This is a genomic window from Polaribacter dokdonensis (genome assembly GCF_024362345.1).
Taxonomy (GTDB): Bacteria; Bacteroidota; Bacteroidia; order Flavobacteriales; family Flavobacteriaceae; genus Polaribacter; species Polaribacter dokdonensis.
Window position 1 is genome coordinate 417292 of sequence record NZ_CP101505.1, and the last position, 16305, is coordinate 433596.

15 protein-coding genes and 1 tRNA gene are annotated in these 16305 nt (G+C 28.0%); 4 read left to right on the forward strand and 12 right to left on the reverse strand.

All coding sequences use genetic code 11. The features are described 5' to 3' along the window. Nucleotides 1-10 precede the first annotated feature (10 nt). Nucleotides 11-86 (forward strand) — tRNA-His (locus LPB302_RS01910). A 191-nt stretch (nucleotides 87-277) separates the two neighbouring features. On the opposite strand, the gene LPB302_RS01915 is transcribed toward LPB302_RS01910, so the two are convergent. The 7 genes from LPB302_RS01915 to uvrA all read right to left on the reverse strand — a co-directional run bounded on the left by LPB302_RS01915 (nucleotide 278) and on the right by uvrA (nucleotide 10377). After that, nucleotides 278-655 (reverse strand): helix-turn-helix domain-containing protein, encoded by a 378-nt coding sequence (locus LPB302_RS01915; protein ID WP_053974659.1) that lies wholly within the window; start codon nucleotides 653-655, stop codon nucleotides 278-280. A gap of 62 nt (nucleotides 656-717) precedes the next feature. After that, a complete protein-coding gene (locus tag LPB302_RS01920; RefSeq protein ID WP_053974660.1) occupies nucleotides 718-1467 on the reverse strand; it encodes a LytR/AlgR family response regulator transcription factor in 750 nt (249 codons plus the stop codon). Next, nucleotides 1467-3440, reverse strand: a complete 1974-nt coding sequence (locus LPB302_RS01925; RefSeq protein ID WP_053974661.1) for a sensor histidine kinase — start codon at nucleotides 3438-3440, stop codon at nucleotides 1467-1469. The genes LPB302_RS01920 and LPB302_RS01925 overlap by 1 nt, the downstream gene beginning before the upstream one ends. 73 nt (nucleotides 3441-3513) lie before the next feature. Continuing rightward, nucleotides 3514-4602, reverse strand: coding sequence for a hypothetical protein (locus LPB302_RS01930; RefSeq protein WP_053974662.1), 1089 nt, complete (start codon nucleotides 4600-4602; stop codon nucleotides 3514-3516). Nucleotides 4603-4882: 280 nt separating this feature from the next. Then, nucleotides 4883-6796, reverse strand: coding sequence for a sensor histidine kinase (locus tag LPB302_RS01935; protein ID WP_053974663.1), 1914 nt, complete (start codon nucleotides 6794-6796; stop codon nucleotides 4883-4885). Continuing rightward, a complete protein-coding gene (locus tag LPB302_RS01940) occupies nucleotides 6793-7494 on the reverse strand; it encodes a response regulator (protein ID WP_053974664.1) in 702 nt (233 codons plus the stop codon). Before LPB302_RS01940 ends, LPB302_RS01935 begins: the two co-directional genes overlap by 4 nt. Nucleotides 7495-7584: 90 nt before the next feature. After that, the gene (gene uvrA / locus LPB302_RS01945; RefSeq protein WP_053974665.1) at nucleotides 7585-10377 is read right to left on the reverse strand and encodes an excinuclease ABC subunit UvrA; all 2793 of its coding nucleotides are present in this window, start codon (nucleotides 10375-10377) and stop codon (nucleotides 7585-7587) included. Nucleotides 10378-10592: 215 nt separating this feature from the next. On the opposite strand from uvrA, the gene LPB302_RS01950 reads away from it, so the two are divergent. Further along, nucleotides 10593-11180, forward strand: a complete 588-nt coding sequence (locus tag LPB302_RS01950; protein ID WP_053974666.1) for an RNA polymerase sigma factor — start codon at nucleotides 10593-10595, stop codon at nucleotides 11178-11180. Nucleotides 11181-11501: 321 nt separating this feature from the next. After that, on the forward strand, nucleotides 11502-12125 hold the full coding sequence (locus LPB302_RS01955; protein ID WP_053974667.1) for an SDR family oxidoreductase: 624 nt from the start codon (nucleotides 11502-11504) through the stop codon (nucleotides 12123-12125). Nucleotides 12126-12159: 34 nt separating this feature from the next. Here LPB302_RS01955 and LPB302_RS01960 read toward each other — a convergent pair whose 3' ends face one another. Next, nucleotides 12160-12822 carry an endonuclease III domain-containing protein gene (locus tag LPB302_RS01960; RefSeq protein ID WP_053974668.1) on the reverse strand — a complete coding sequence of 221 codons (663 nt, stop codon included), beginning with the start codon at nucleotides 12820-12822 and terminating at the stop codon, nucleotides 12160-12162. Between the two features lie 125 nt (nucleotides 12823-12947). On the opposite strand from LPB302_RS01960, the gene bcp reads away from it, so the two are divergent. Then, nucleotides 12948-13400: a thioredoxin-dependent thiol peroxidase gene (gene bcp / locus LPB302_RS01965; RefSeq protein WP_053974669.1), complete on the forward strand. Its 453-nt coding sequence runs from the start codon at nucleotides 12948-12950 to the stop codon at nucleotides 13398-13400. A 73-nt stretch (nucleotides 13401-13473) separates the two neighbouring features. Here the strand turns inward: bcp and LPB302_RS01970 are convergent, their stop codons facing one another. The 4 genes from LPB302_RS01970 to smpB form a co-directional block, all read right to left on the reverse strand. After that, entirely contained in the window at nucleotides 13474-14076 is a 603-nt protein-coding gene (locus tag LPB302_RS01970) for a porin family protein (RefSeq protein ID WP_053974670.1), read from the reverse strand. 49 nt (nucleotides 14077-14125) lie between these two features. Further along, a complete protein-coding gene (locus LPB302_RS01975) occupies nucleotides 14126-15079 on the reverse strand; it encodes a transketolase family protein (RefSeq protein WP_053974671.1) in 954 nt (317 codons plus the stop codon). Nucleotides 15080-15193: 114 nt separating this feature from the next. Beyond that, the gene (locus LPB302_RS01980) at nucleotides 15194-15772 is read right to left on the reverse strand and encodes a Maf-like protein (protein ID WP_053974672.1); all 579 of its coding nucleotides are present in this window, start codon (nucleotides 15770-15772) and stop codon (nucleotides 15194-15196) included. Continuing rightward, on the reverse strand, nucleotides 15765-16226 hold the full coding sequence (gene smpB, locus LPB302_RS01985; protein WP_176966494.1) for an SsrA-binding protein SmpB: 462 nt from the start codon (nucleotides 16224-16226) through the stop codon (nucleotides 15765-15767). Before smpB ends, LPB302_RS01980 begins: the two co-directional genes overlap by 8 nt. Nucleotides 16227-16305 lie beyond the last annotated feature (79 nt).

A 16305-nucleotide genomic window follows, 5' to 3' on the forward strand; every position in this document is an offset into this window, starting at 1 on the left:
GCAAGCAAATGGTGGTTGTAGCTCAGTTGGTTAGAGCGTCGGTTTGTGGTACCGAAAGTCGTGGGTTCGAGCCCCATCTTCCACCCAAAATAAAAAAAGCCTTCTCTTATGAGAAGGCTTTTTTACTTTTAGGGGTAATTCTTAGGGGTACTAGGGGTTAAGGGGTCAATTAAGGGGTATTTAATAAAAAAGCTTATCAAATATTGAAGGTCCTTTTCAATAATGTAATGTTTAGGGAACATTACCTTAAAGAGTTATTTCTATTCTTCAAGCAGAACTAGGGGTTAGCTTGTTTAACAGACTCTTCAATATTTGATAATCTCTGAAGAATATCTGTCGATAATTCTTCAACCTGCTTTTTCACTATTTCTTTAATGTGAAATTCAATAGGGGATTGAACTTCGCTATTACTAGGGGTATAGTTTTTAGCTTCTTCTTTTTTTAATCCTGTTAGCAGCCACATTGGATCAACATCTTTTATGTTGTCAATGATTGCGAGTAATATTGTTTCGTTTGGCTTTTTTGTATAATTAACTACTGCACTTACCAATTGTTGAGAAACTCCAATGAGTTCCGAAAACTGTCTTTGGTTTAGTTGAGAGTCTTTAAAAACCTTTATTACTCTATCCGCTCTTTGTCTATTTTCATCTTTCATATCTGGGGGCACTACAAATGTAGTAATTATTTACCACAAACAATGATTATTTTTAAATTATTTTATATTTTTTTTAAAATCTCTAGTATTTCCGCCCTTTTTCGAGAGGAAATAGGTATCGTTTTATTATTACTTAGTACTAAATAACCACCATCAGCCTTTATATACTCCTTTATATAGGCTTTATTAATTAAATGACTTTGGTGTACTCTTAAGAATCCTATGCTAGATAGTAGGTTAGCATAATGCTTAAGTGTTTTTGATACCAGTACTTTAGATCTATCTTTTAAGTAAAAAGTAGTGTAATTACTATCAGATTCGCATCTAATAATATCTTTTATGTTGACTAATTGTATCTTATCTAATGTGTTTAAAGAAATTTTACTCGGTTTGTGGTGAGGCTTATCAATAATATCTTTTAAAACTTTAATTTGTTCCTCTTTTGGTGTTATCTGTTTTTTTACTTTATTAATAGCTACACCTAATTCCTCAATGGAGTAGGGCTTTAGTATATAATCTATAGCTGCAAATTTAAAAGCTTTAAGTGCATATGCATCACTGGCAGTAATAAAGATAACTCTTGTGTCTAAAGAAGGTATTAGCTCTAATATATCAAAGCCAGTGCCATCTCCTAACATAATATCTAAGAATAAAATATCTGGTTTTAGTGTTTGGAGCTGTTTTGCAGCATTAACTACACTTGTAGCTTTACCAATAATATCTATTTCTTTATGATACTGGTTTAAATCACTACATAGAAGATCTAATGCATTTAAATTATCGTCTACCACAAATGATGTAAGTCTCTTCATTAGTAATCTGTTTTTAATGGTATTTTAAAGAAAACCTTTGTTCCGGTTGTATTTTCCTTATTTTTTATATTTTGAATTCTATAAGAATTCAAGTTCGAAAGATACTGAATTCTTTCCTTAGTTACTTTTAAAGCTAGAGAATTATTATTTGTGGTAAACTTCTTTTTTAATGATTTGTCTATTCCTATACCATTATCTATTATGCTAATTTCTATGTATTGATTGATTATAGTTATTTCAATATTAATTAAGCCAGGCTTATCGTTAGTAAACCCATGTTCTATGGAGTTTTCTATAAAAGGTTGTAATAGCATTGATGGAAATAGAATTTCATCACTATCTATATTGTTCAAGTGAAGATCTATGTTGTAGTTGAATGATTTAGAGCTCATGCTTTGTTCTAACTCAATATAATTCTTTATTGTAGCAAGTTCGTCCTTTAAGGTTATTTCTTCTCTTCTAGAGTTATTTAATACGCTTCTTAGTAGAATTGAGAACTTATTAATAGTTTTATTTAGTTCAGTAACATCTCCTTTATTACCAAGTGCTTTAATACCATTTAGTACGTTAAAAATAAAGTGAGGGTTCATTTGGAGTTGCAATGCTTGTTGTTCTAACGTTAATAGATGATTTGTCTGTTTAAGTGACATAAGTTCTTTAGCGTGTTTCTTTTTTAGATGTTTTAAATACATTTCTAAAAAAAGGTAAGCTATAATAAGCAATAAAACTCCTGTAATAAGGAAGAAAGCATCCTTTTTATAGAAAGGAGTATCAATTTTAAAGTTCAATATTTGAGGTTCACTTTTTGTTTCATCAACTTTTGATTGTATTTGTAAGCTGTAGTTTCCATAAGTTAAGTTTGGCAATTGTATTTCATTATTGTTAGACCAATTAGAAGAAACTCCATTTAATACATATTGATATTTTACTTTATTCGGGTTTCTTAGAGCTATAGTTTTGTACTTAATATTGAGGTTGTTTTGATCGTAATTAAGTACTATAGATTTTTTCGATTGTAGAAGGGAATCAATTGAATTACCATTAACTGAAAATTTCTCAAATTTTAAATTTAAATCATGATATATATTATTGTATTGATATCCAGTAACATAAACTCCTTTATTTAAAGTGTTTATTAATATTAATTTTTCTGATTCAATGATAGAACTTACGTTGTCTGTACCTATACTATTATATTTATTTATATTTTGAAGAAAAGAAAATGTATCTCTATCTCGAATTTCAATTCCATTAGTTAATGATGTTATCCACAATTTATCAGCTATTATATTTAATGATGAAACATTTTTTAGGGTAGAACTTTTGTAAGTTATTTTATCATTTTCTAACTGCAATATTTCATCTTGATGCGTTGTAATTATGAGCGAATTTTCATCAATTACACTTGTAATAATTTCTTTTTCTAAAATTTTTTGTATGGTTTTAGGATTTCTTAGGCTATCAACTTTCCATAAACCGTTATTAGACGAAATATAAAAATGGTTATTTGTAAAGTGAATTTTTCCTATGATTGAAAAATCTAAAGTGGAGTTAATCTCTAAAGGTTGTAATTTTTGATTTATAAGTTCAAATACACCTTCTGTGGTAGCTATAAAAATTGAATCGTCTTTTTTAAGAAAGCTAAGTACTTCCTTGCAACTCAAAAACGTTTCTTTATTATTCTTAATTAATGTTAAACCATTTTTATGACCAAGAATAGTTAAAGAAGTAGAATTATAAATAGCAGTTGTAGGTTTGTTGCTAATTTCTGCAAAATAAATTCCATCAAACTTAACAACACCTTTATCAGTCGCAAACCATACATAACCAATATCATCTATATTGCCTGCAATTATTTTATTACTTGGCAAACCATTATTAAAGGTATAATTTTTAAAATTATATTGTTGTGCATAGTTTCCTTGCGAAAAAACGACGATCAATATGAAGAGGCTAAATATTTTTTTAATCATATTATTAAAAATAAAACGTCATTAATCAAAGTTTTGATAATGACGTTTATAAAACTACAATTTCTATTCCATATTATTTCATTGCATATAATCTTTTATTATTAGTATCTGGTTCTATGTGCTGTAATTCTCCATAAGGCTTAATTAAAGGCTTTAAAATCGTAATTACTGTACTTGTACCTTTAATGGTTAGAACACTATTTTTTAATTTATAAGACCATCTAAACTTTTCTAAAGGAATATTCAATTTTTGAAACTCGGTGTAAAGCTCAGTTCTTTGCTCTATAAAATCCATAATCTCTTCTTGAATTTCAAACGTTGGTATTTCATCATCTGAATTATGATAATCTAATTCAAATTTTACTGGTACATTTTGTTGTGTATAATATGCTTCACCCACAAATCTTTCTGTTTCATTATAAATAGCCTCATGCCAATTAATATCTTTTTCATTAGGATATTTCTTTGCAATTTCTTTAGATAAATCTACTTTACCTGGAGAGTTTGCTGTTGGATAAAAAACATGGTAAGGTTTTGCCAAAAAGTGATTTGAGAATTCACCATTAAAAATAGAGTAGTAGGCAGATGCCACAACTTTAGGTGAACTGTTAGCGCTGAAAGTACTTTTTAGGGTATTCATTAATTCTTTATTATTACCCAAACCATTTGCATGAAAAATAATTTTTGAATTAGATGTTATTGCATCTTCTAGAGTAGGTAGTTTACCTTCATTATTAATTTCTTGTAAATTTTCTTTAGTTACAGGTTCTCCATTTACAACAGTTTCTAAAGTTAAACCTTTAAAAGGATTACTTTTATTTACAATATGGATTTCTCCATAAGGTAAATCATCTGCATTGTTATTTAACCAATTTATAATTTCTTCTAAAGAGTATTTACCATTTACAACTTCTACTTTACGTTGTTCGAAATAATTTCTAGCATTTGTATAGTAATTATCTGAACTTGTATCATTGCCAGTTATAAAAACTACAGGTTCTCTAAGCACAACATCTTCATCTATGCTGTAATCTGTTTCTTCTTGATTAATTTCTGTTGATACAATAATTTCTGGTTCTGCTTTATGATCACATTTTAGGCTTAAGGTAGCCATAACAATTAATGATAATAAAATACTTGCTTTTTTGAGTGGAGTTTTCATCTTTCTATTTTTTAATGTTAATACATTGTAAAAATAGGAGCGATGTTTACTTAAATATTTTGCTAATTAGAATTCGTTAGAAGTAATTTAGAATTCGTAAAAAAATACAATGCTAGTAGTTGGAAATATAAAGTTGGGGGAACAAAAATTCTTCTAGCATTGCATTTTAATTATTTTAAATGTACAATTTTATTCTACTAACCTTCATATTATGTTGTAAATAGTGTTTTTTTAGTTGTAAAATTACCATTATAGCTAATTTTGTTTATCAATAAGACTTTTAATCTATAACAAAATTAAAATGTACAGTTGTACCATTTTCAGAATTTATGGTTGCATTTGCTTTTAACTGATTTGCAAGTCTTTGTATAAGTATAAGACCTATAGATTTAGATTTGTCTACTTTACTTGCATTAAATCCAATGCCATTGTCTTTATATTCAAAGTAAACTTTATTTTCCTTTTCAAGAACTTTAATACATATTTCATTATTAATAGATGTATTAAAAGCGTGTTTATAAGAATTTGTTATTAATTCGTTTACAATTAATCCTAAAGCCTGATTTTGTTCAATATGAATAAATAAATTTTCTTGTATATCTATTTTAAACTTTACCAGTTCTAAAGTTCCATATACTTTTTTTAAATCATTTACAATTGTACTTATAAACTTATTAAGTGATATTTTTGAAATGGTTTCATCCTTTAATAAATCTTGATGTAGACTTGCTATTGTAGAAATTCTATTGATGCTATATTGAAACGTTGTTTTAAGCTCATCATTAGATAATCTATTCATTTGCATTTTTAATATGCTTATTATCAATTGTAAGTTGTTTTTTACTCTATGATTTAATTCACTGTATAATATTCCTTTTTCAGAGAGCGCTTTTTTAATTTCTTCATTTTTATTTGCAATAAGCTTGTTTTGTTTTTTTTCTTTAACAAAGAAATAATATAGAAGTAATATTACTAAAATAGCAATTACTAAGAATAAAATAATTATCTGGTTTCTTTTCTGTTTTTGATCATTTATTCTTTGAATATTAAAATTCTCTTCTTCTTTTTGAATAAGTTTTATTGGATATTCTAAAAGGTTTAATAAACTATTATTTTTTTCTTTATTTAATTTTAAGTTTAAAGCATTTGAAAAATTCGAATACTTTTCTGAGTAAAAGCTAGCTGAGTCTAAATTTTTCTTTTTGGTATAATAGGTGGCTAAGAGTTGATATTTATCACCAGTATTTGCTTTAGAATCTAAACTATCTATATATTTTTTACCAATATTAATTTGATTTGTGTTTAAATAACAGAATGCCATGTTTCTGTAATAATCATTTTTAAAACCCCAATTACCTTTTTTAAAATGCTCTCTTGCAGATTTTGCTTCTTGCAGAAAATACATTCTTGCTGCAGTGTAATCTTTTTTATATAAATAATACTCACCAATATTACCTTTAACAACTCCAGTTAAAATATTTATATCTGTTTCATTTTTAAAGGTATCAGACTTTTTTATTACTTTTAATAATGATAATGATTTCCAGAAATAATGAAATGCAGAATCGTATTCATTATTTCTTTTATAAAAAACACCAAAATCATTTAGTGATTGCGCATTTTTAAAACTGATACTATCTTTTTTAAATGTTCTATGTTTTTTTAGCAGTTTAATTGCTAATTCTGGTTGGCCTAAGAATGAATAAATATTAGATAAGTTAGCCTTTTCAGGACATATTTTTAACATTTCACTATTCACATAGAACATTTCAAATATTTTGCTTTCTTTAAGAAAATTGTTGTTCATTCTTCTTAAAAGTTTGCAAAGATATTTTTTGTCTATTTCGTTTTTTGATTTGAAATATAAATCATAAGATAAATTATTAGAAAATTCATATTTTTTTAAATTACTATAAATCCCAATTCTATAAAGTTCTAAAACAAAAACATTATTATTAAATGAATTATATTTTTCTTTTTCATCATCCAAATATTCATTCCATTCTTCTAATGTTTTGTACTTAATAAAATCTTCAATTTTATAAAAAAAATATAATTGTTTGTCTAAATCTTTTTCTGATAAGAAATTTTGGTAGTATTCTTCTTGACTTAAACTTTGTTTTTCTTGACTTGCTACTTTAGAAGAGTTTAATATAACTGAAAAAATAAATAAAAACTTTAATATTTTAATCATGATGTAATAGCATCTAATATTTCAATATATTGGTTAGAAACTGGTATACTTTCATCATTAAGCATTAATGCTTTTTTATTAAAAGCTGTAATGTACTTTATATTAACAATATAAGATTTATGACACCTTTTAAAGTAATTAGGTAATTGTGGTAAAAAACTTTTTAAAGTAGCTCTTTGTAAAAACATACTGCCATCTTCGCAATGTAATTCAAGATAAATGTTATCTGATTTTATAAACAAAACATTATTAAGAATAATTTTGTGCTGAAAGTTATTCTTCTTTACAAATATAATGTCTTGAGCTTCTTCAAGTTGTTTAGATTTATGATTGCTAATCGCAATTTCTATAGCAGCTTTTAAATTGTTTTGATGAAATGGTTTTACTAAATAACCAGAAGGTTTCGTTTTTGAAGCAAGTTCTATGGTATCTGTATCTGAATTAGAAGTTAAAAAGACAAAGGGAATAATATGGTTTTCGTTGATAAACTCGGCTAAATCTATACCAGTTTCTTTAGAAGCTATCTGTATATCTATGAAAACTAAATCTACTTTTTTATTCTGTAATGCTATACAAGCATCATTATAAGAAATAACATTACCAACAACAACATGTCCTAAACTTTCAATAGTATATTGCAAATCATCAGCAATAATAACATTGTCTTCTACTATTAAAATATTTATATGTCCTCTCAAAATTTATTTATTTACAAAATTTTTAATGTTTAAGAATTTGTAATTCTCAAATATTTCAGGGGGCATTATTGTAAAGGGCTATTAAAGGTGTTAAAAAACTAGCTTATCTGCTAAATATTTAGCAGTGTATGATTTTTTATTAGAGGCTAATTTTTCTGGTGTTCCTTGAAAAATAAGTTCACCTCCATTTTTTCCTCCTTCTAAACCTAAGTCAATTATATAGTCTGCACATTTAATTAATTCTATGTTGTGTTCAATAACTATGATAGAATGACCTTTGTCTATCAGTGCATTAAAAGATTTTAATAATTTTTTAATGTCGTGAAAATGTAAACCAGTTGTGGGTTCGTCAAAGATAAACAATGCTTTGTCTTTTGTTGTGCCTTTTACTAAAAATGATGCTAATTTTATTCTTTGAGCCTCTCCACCAGAAAGTGTAGAGCTAGATTGACCTAAAGTAACATAGCCTAAACCTACGTCTTGCAAGGGTTTTAGCTTTTTTGCAATTTTTGGAACTAGATTTTCGGAAAAGAAAGTAACTGCATCATCTATGGTTAAATTAAGGATATCATCTATAGATTTTCCATCAAAAGTAACTTCTAGCACATCTTTTTTAAATCTTTTGCCATTACAAACATCACATTCTAAATGCACATCTGCCATAAATTGCATCTCAATGGTTACTTCACCTTCACCTTTACAGGTTTCACAACGTCCTCCTTCTACATTAAAAGAAAAGTGTTTTGGCTTAAAGTTTCTAATCTTCGCCAATTGCTGATTAGAGAATAAGGCTCTAATATCATCATAAGCTTTAATATAAGTAACTGGGTTTGATCTTGAAGAACGTCCAATAGGATTTTGATCTATAAACTCAATATTCTTTAAGGTATCAAAATCACCCTTAATGTCTGTATGTTGCCCAATTTTATCTCCATAACCTACAAGCTTTTTCTGCATTGCAGGATATAAAATTTTCTTAACCAATGTACTTTTACCAGAACCAGAAACGCCTGTTATTACTGCTAAGCTATTTAAGGGAAAAGTTACATCTATATTTTGTAGATTGTGCTCTCTTGCTCCAACAACTTCAATTTTATGTTTAGAGGTTCTTCGTTTTCTAGGTGCTTCTATCTTTAAATCTTCATTAAGATATTGTGCAGTTAAGGAATCTGATTGCAATATTTCTTTATAAGTACCTTCTGCAACAACATTACCACCATACGTTCCAGCTTTTGGACCAATGTCTATAATGTAATCTGCTTCTTTCATGATGTCTTCATCATGTTCTACAACAACCACTGTATTTCCTAAATCTCTTAAATTTTTAAGAACCTTTATTAAACGCTCTGTGTCTTTTGGATGTAATCCTATACTTGGCTCATCTAAAATGTACATAGAACCAACTAAGGAGCTACCCAAAGATGTTGCTAAATTTATTCGCTGACTTTCTCCTCCAGAAAGTGTATTAGAAGTTCTGTTGATGGTTAAATAAGAAAGACCAACATCTGTAAGAAATTTTAATCTGTTGTTAATCTCTGTCAACAATCGTTTTCCTATTTTCTCTTGGTATTTATCTAACTTTAAGTTCTTGAAAAAAACAGCCAATTCATCTAATGGAAGTGAAACCAAGTCAGAAATCGTGCTATCATTTATTTTTACATAATCTGCTTCTTTACGTAAACGTTTACCATTACAAGTGGTACATTTTGTTTTACCTCGATAACGTGAAAGCATTACCCTATTTTGAATCTTGTAACTTTTTTCTTCTAGTGTAGAAAAGAAATGATGAATTCCGTTAAAAGATTTGTTACCATTCCAAACCAATTCTTTTTGTTTCTCTGTTAACTGAAACCATGGTTTGTGTATTGGTATATCAAACTTATAAGCCACAGAAATAAGATCTTCTTTATAGTGCACATAAGATGGTGTTCTAAATGGGAAAATGGCATCATCAAAAATAGATAACCCTGTATTAGGTATTACTAAATCTTCATCTATGCCAATTACATTTCCATAACCTTCACAAGTAGGACAAGCTCCATAAGGATTATTAAAACTAAATAAATGTGTATTAGGTTCAAGAAAAGTAATTCCATCTAACTCAAACTTATTGCTAAATTCAGTACTTTCTTTATTTTCTAAATTTTCTATAAAACAGATTCCATTACCTTCAAAAAAAGCAGTTTGTATAGCATCTGCTAATCTGTTATAAAAATCTTCATCGTCTTTAGTTACAATTCTATCTACAACTAAATACAATTGCTCATTATTATATTTTTCTTGAGGAAATTCAGAAATTCTATAAACAGAATTATTCCATTTTAAACGGGCATAACCTTGTTGTTCTAAAACTTGAAGTACAGTTTTTAAATTTCTATTTTCATTTATTGCAATCGGTGCAAGTAATAACATTTTAGTACCAACCTCAATCTTTTGAACGAATTTTACTACATCAGAAACTGTATCTTTTTTAACTTCTTTGCCAGAAATAGGAGAGTAGGTCTTACCAATTCTAGCATATAGCAGTTTTATATAATCGTAAATTTCTGTTGATGTACCAACTGTAGATCTTGGGTTTGTAGAATTTACTTTCTGCTCAATAGCAATAGCAGGTGCAATACCTTTTATATAATCTACTTTAGGTTTATCTAGTTTACCTAAGAATTGACGAGCATAAGAACTTAAACTTTCTACATATCTTCTTTGGCCTTCTGCATAAAGTGTATCAAAAGCTAAAGATGATTTTCCAGAACCAGATAAACCTGTAATTACAACCAATTTGTTTCTTGGAATTACAACATCGATATTTTTTAAGTTGTGCAATTTTGCACCTTTAATAATTATATTTTCCTTCGGATTTACAGTAGAAATATCAGTCTTCATTCAGTATAATAATAAACTATAAAAATACCACTTATTTTAAAGAAACTAAAAAAGATTGGCATTGTCTTTGTTAATTTGTTTGGTAAATAGAAAATAAATTTTATATTTACGAACTTAATATTCACTAAATTAGACGCATATAGTTAAAAACTACTTTTAAAATTATTAATAAAATAATATTTTAATGAGCTACTTGCTCGTTTAAAAAAGTAGTTATGGTGCGAAAAAATACAATTTCCGATAGTACATTAGTAAGCGATTATATAAAAGGTAATGAAGCTTCTTTAGGAATTCTAATCAACAGACATCAACAAAGATTATTTAGCTTTATTTATAGTAAAGTACAGGATAGAGATATTACAGAAGATGTTTTTCAAGATACTTTTATTAAAGTAATTAGAACCTTAAAGAAAGGTAATTATAATGAAGAAGGTAAGTTTTTACCTTGGGTTATGCGAATTGCGCACAACTTGGTTATCGATCATTTTAGAAAATCTAACAGAATGCCTGCATTTAGAAATACAGATGAATTTGATATTTTCTCTGTTTTAGGTGATGGTAATTTAAACGCTGAGAAACAATTAATTCAAGAACAAATTTTTTCTGATGTAAGAGAGTTGGTTAGTGAATTACCTGAAGAACAAAAGGAAGTACTTATTATGCGCATGTATAAAGACATGAGCTTTAAAGAAATTAGCGAAAATACTGGTGTAAGTATTAACACAGCACTAGGTAGAATGCGTTATGCATTAATTAATATGCGTAAGCTAATTGAGAAACATAAAATTATTTTAGTGAATTAACAATATTTGTAAAAAAGCATCGTTAATAGTTTTATAACCAAGAGACTAAATAAAATATATGATGCAACTTTACTCAAGAAAGTCATCTGAAAAACAGATGCAACCCAAGAAAGAAACAGTTCAATTTTTGATTAATTTTTCCAAATCGCTAACAATTGTAAAAACTAAATCAAAAGATTTCATTGAATTGAATTTGAATTAAGAGTGGAAAAAGCTTCAACATTGTTGGGGCTTTTTTTACGTTTATACTTGTTATCATTTCCATCAAACTATCAATGAAATGAGTTAATACATACTTTATATTTCTCTTAATTTTGAGGCATGGAAAATGTATTAGTAGCAGGTGCCAATGGTACCACAGGAAAAAAAATAGTAACACTTTTAGAATCTTCTCAATATTTTACACCAGTAGCAATGGTTAGAAAAGAAGAACAAGAAGCGCAATTTAATAATAGAAATATAAAAACTGTTATTGGAGATTTAGAACAAGATATATCTCACACAGTTATGGATATAGATAAAGTAATATTTGCAGCTGGTTCTGGAGGAAAAAAGGTAAAAGAAGTTGATGAAGATGGAGCTAAGAAATTAATTGAAGCATCAGAAAAAGAAAATATTAAAAAATTTGTGATGTTAAGTTCAATGGGAGCAGATAACCCAGAAGAGGCTGATGATTTACAGGAATATTTAAAGGCAAAACACAATGCAGATGAATATTTAAAGAAAAGTAATTTACCTTACTCTATAGTAAGGCCAGGTTCTTTAACAGATGATAAAGGTTTGGGAAAAATTCAATTAGAAAGAAAGCTAAATAAACATGGAGAAATTAGTAGAGATGATGTTGCACAAACTTTAGTAAGAGTATTGCACGATTCTGCAGAAGTAAATGAAACTTTCGAAATTATTAAAGGAGAAACTTTAATTGGGAAAGCAATTCCTAATTAAGAGTCATCTTTTAACGTAAAATAAAAAACACCTTTTAAGGTGTTTTTTTTGTTTTATAATATTCTTTTAACACTGTTTTTCTACCAATTGTTTTTGTAATAATATCATTTTCTAAATTCCAACCACGAGCAGGAGAATAATCTCTTCCATACCAAATGATTTGTAAGTGTAAATCGTTCCATAATTCTCTTGGGAAAAGACGTTTTGCGTCTTTCTCTGTTTGATTTACGTTTTTACCATTGGTTAAATTCCATCTGTACATCAATCTATGTATATGTGTGTCTACAGGAAAAGCAGGTACTCCAAAAGCTTGACTCATAACAACACTCGCTGTTTTATGACCTACAGCAGGCAGTTCTTCTAAACCTTCAAAAGATTTTGGAACTTCTCCATTATATTTTTCAATCAGAATTTTTGACAAACCATATATTCCTTTAGATTTCATTGGTGATAAACCACAAGGTCTAATGATTTCTTTAATCTGTTCTTGTGTCATTTTTACCATATCAAAAGGATTATCTGCCTTTTGAAACAAAAAAGGAGTAACCTTATTTACTCTTACATCTGTGCATTGTGCAGATAATAAAACTGCGATTAATAAAGTATAAGGATCTTTATGATCTAAAGGAACAGGAATTTCAGGATAAAGATTTTGTAGTGTTTCAATTACAAAATTTACTTTTTCTGATTTAGTCATAATACTATTTTTTGATAAAGTGTAAAGTTAAAAGTTTCTAAAGATTTATAAGTTGCAAAGCAAAAAGTTTTTAGTATCAATTTTACTTTATAACTTTCCACTTTATTAATGCTAAAACAAAAGTAATGACATCATTAAAAGTAGGGGATAATGCTCCACAATTTGAAGCAAAAGATCAAGAAGGAAATACAATTAAGTTATCTGATTATTCAGGAAAAAAATTGGTGCTATTCTTTTACCCAAAAGCAAGTACTCCTGGTTGTACAGCAGAAGCTTGTAATTTGAGTGATAATTATCAAACCTTTTTAAGTAAGGGTTATGATGTTTTAGGGGTAAGTGCAGATTCTGCAAAAAGACAACAAAATTTTATTAATAAAAATGAATTAAAATTTCCATTATTGGCAGATGAAGATAAAGCAGTAATTAATGCTTTTGGTGTTTGGGGACCTAAAAAGTTTATGGGTAGAGAATATGATGGTATTCATAGAACTACTTTTATTATTGATGAAGAAGGAAAGATAGAAGAGGTAATTTCTAAAGTAAAAACGAAAGCACATACAGAACAGATTTTGAAATAAAATCTATTATTGTGAAATAAAAAAAGAGGAAAACTTTCGTTTTCCTCTTTTTTTTATTTGAATTGTACAAATTTTACAATTGTAATGATAGGCCAAAAATAATTTGATTTGTTCTATTGTCAACAGTAATATTTGTGTTGTTGTCTGTAAATCTTGCTTCAGAATCAGATAAACCTCTTTCCCAACGAACATCTAATCCTACTTTACCAAACTCAACACCAAATCCCATTTGCATACCTACTGAGAACTTGTCAAAATCATCTGATGATAAATCTGAGAAACTGAAATCATCCTCAATAATATATTGAAAAGATGGGCCTATAAATACATTACCAAAACCTAATACTTTTTTTCCTAATAAAACAGGAACATCTAACTTTTTAAAATCATAATCAGTAGCAGCACTTTTGTATGTATATTCACTTTTTACTTGAGTATAAACAAGTTCTGGCCTAAGATATAATCCTAAAATAGGTAGTTTACCTCTAAACCAAACACCTGCATGAAAACCAGATTTTGATTCAGCCCCGTTTATAATGTCATTTCCTGTAGAAGATAAAGTTGCATCTCCATTGTTGTTGTAGTTAATACCACCTTTAATACCAAAATTAATTTGAGCATTTGAAACTTGACTTAACCCTAAGGCCAAAAACATTACTAAAATTACTTTTTTCATAATATATTTATTTAGTTATTAATTGAATAAATCTTTATACTAAACGTATTTATTTTCTAGAAATTACTTTCTTAACGGCTTTTACAACTGCATCTGCATCTAAACCATACTTAGCCATTAATTGAGCAGGTGTTCCAGATTCTCCAAAAGTATCATTTGTTGCTACAAATTCTTGTGGAGTAGGAGTATTTAATGCCAATGTTCTTGCAACACTTTCACCTAAACCACCTAATTTGTTATGCTCTTCTGCAGTAACTATACAACCTGTTTTTGCGATAGATTTTAAGATAATTTCTTCATCTAAAGGTTTAATTGTATGAATATTAATTACTTCTGCAGAAATACCTTCTGCTTCTAATTGTTCTGCAGCTTGTAAAGATTCCCAAACTAAATGTCCAGTAGCAACAATTGTAACATCTGTACCTTCTGTTAACTGAATACCTTTACCTATTTCAAATTTAGCATCTTCAGGCATAAATACTGGTACTTTTGGACGTCCAAAACGTAAATAAACAGGACCTTCAAAATCTGCAATAGCTAATGTTGCTGCTTTTGTTTGGTTATAATCACAAGGATTAATCACTGTCATTCCTGGTAACATTTTCATCAAACCAATGTCTTCTAATATTTGGTGAGTAGCTCCATCTTCACCTAAGGTAACACCTGCATGAGATGCACATACTTTTACATTTTTACCAGAATAAGCAACAGATTGTCTAATTTGATCATAAACTCTACCAGTAGAAAAGTTTGCAAAAGTACCTGTAAAAGGTATTTTACCTCCAATTGTTAAACCAGCAGCAATACCAATCATGTTTGCTTCTGCAATACCTACTTGAAAAAAACGTTCTGGATTTTCTTTAATAAATTGATCCATCTTTAAAGAACCAATTAAATCTGCACATAAAGCAACTACGTTTGGATTTGTTCTACCTAACTCAGTTAAACCATCACCAAAGCCTGAACGTGTATCTTTTTTTTCTGTGTATGTATATTTTTTCATTATAAATATATTGTTGTAAAAATTTTGGTAAAAATAAACTTTTATTTTTCTTTAGAGTTGTTATTTTTAAGATAAGAAAGAAGACTTTTTAACAGTTTGTGAGGAAGTTTCGGCTTACAATTGCAATAACTCATCATAAAGCTTATGAACAGGCAAGCCAGCTACATTATAATAGCTACCTTCTATTTTATTTATACCTATAAAACCTATCCATTCTTGAATACCATAAGCACCAGCTTTGTCATAAGGTTTATAAGTATCTATATAGTAATTAATTTCTTCATCAGTTAGCTTTTTAAAAGAAACTAATGTAGTATCATTTATAATCTTTTGAGTGTGTTTTGTTTTTATACTTATAGAAGTTATTACTTCATGTGTTTTATTAGAAAGGCTTTGTAACATTTTAATAGCATCATCTCTATCTTTAGGTTTGCCTAGAGCCTTTTCTTTATGCCAAACTATGGTATCTGAAGTTATTAATACATCATTATCATTTAACTCCGTAAATGCTTTAGACTTTAAATCTGCTAAAAAATCTGTTATTTCTGCACCTTTTAAATGCAAAGGATAAATTTCATCTACAGACTTAGTATTGATAATAAAATCGATATCTAAATCTTTTAAAAACTGTTGTCTTCTAGGAGATCCTGAAGCTAAAATAATAGTGTAATTTTTTAATTTTTCTCTAAGCATTGAAGCCTTTCTTTATTCTTGCTAAATCTCTTTTGTTATCTCTATCTTTAATAACATTTCTTTTATCATGTGTTTGTTTTCCTTTTGCAAGTGCTATTTCTAGCTTAGCAAAACCTCTATCGTTTATAAAAAGTTTGAGAGGAACAATGGTATTACCTTTAGCTTCAACATCTTTTTTAAGACTTCTAAGTTCACGCTTATTTAAAAGTAATCTTCTTTCGCTTTTTGGTTTATGATTAAAGTGATTTCCATACATGTATTCTTTAATATACATGTTTACAATAAACAATTCTCCACGCTCATTAAATTCGCAAAAACTTTCAGTTATTCTAGCCTGACTTTGTCTTATTGACTTAATTTCTGTTCCAGTTAATTGAATACCAGCAACATATTTGTCTAGGATTTCAAATTCGAAACGTGCTTTTTTATTCTGAATGTTTATTTTTTTCTGCAATTCTAAATCTACTTTTAATTTAATACAAAGATACATTATTAGATTAGAGAAAGAAATGTAAATTTGACGTTTAATAATG

Excerpts from the sequence above, each read along its gene's own strand:
- LPB302_RS01920 (WP_053974660.1), bottom strand. The coding sequence starts at position 1,467 with ATGAAGAGACTTACATCATTTGTGGTAGACGATAATTTAAATGCATTA.
- bcp (WP_053974669.1), top strand. The coding sequence starts at position 12,948 with ATGACATCATTAAAAGTAGGGGATAATGCTCCACAATTTGAAGCAAAA.
- LPB302_RS01950 (WP_053974666.1), top strand. The coding sequence starts at position 10,593 with ATGGTGCGAAAAAATACAATTTCCGATAGTACATTAGTAAGCGATTAT.
- LPB302_RS01955 (WP_053974667.1), top strand. The coding sequence starts at position 11,502 with ATGGAAAATGTATTAGTAGCAGGTGCCAATGGTACCACAGGAAAAAAA.
- LPB302_RS01925 (WP_053974661.1), bottom strand. The coding sequence starts at position 3,440 with ATGATTAAAAAAATATTTAGCCTCTTCATATTGATCGTCGTTTTTTCG.
- LPB302_RS01935 (WP_053974663.1), bottom strand. The coding sequence starts at position 6,796 with ATGATTAAAATATTAAAGTTTTTATTTATTTTTTCAGTTATATTAAAC.
- LPB302_RS01980 (WP_053974672.1), bottom strand. The coding sequence starts at position 15,772 with ATGCTTAGAGAAAAATTAAAAAATTACACTATTATTTTAGCTTCAGGA.
- LPB302_RS01970 (WP_053974670.1), bottom strand. The coding sequence starts at position 14,076 with ATGAAAAAAGTAATTTTAGTAATGTTTTTGGCCTTAGGGTTAAGTCAA.
- LPB302_RS01975 (WP_053974671.1), bottom strand. The coding sequence starts at position 15,079 with ATGAAAAAATATACATACACAGAAAAAAAAGATACACGTTCAGGCTTT.
- uvrA (WP_053974665.1), bottom strand. The coding sequence starts at position 10,377 with ATGAAGACTGATATTTCTACTGTAAATCCGAAGGAAAATATAATTATT.
- LPB302_RS01930 (WP_053974662.1), bottom strand. The coding sequence starts at position 4,602 with ATGAAAACTCCACTCAAAAAAGCAAGTATTTTATTATCATTAATTGTT.
- LPB302_RS01915 (WP_053974659.1), bottom strand. The coding sequence starts at position 655 with ATGAAAGATGAAAATAGACAAAGAGCGGATAGAGTAATAAAGGTTTTT.
- LPB302_RS01960 (WP_053974668.1), bottom strand. The coding sequence starts at position 12,822 with ATGACTAAATCAGAAAAAGTAAATTTTGTAATTGAAACACTACAAAAT.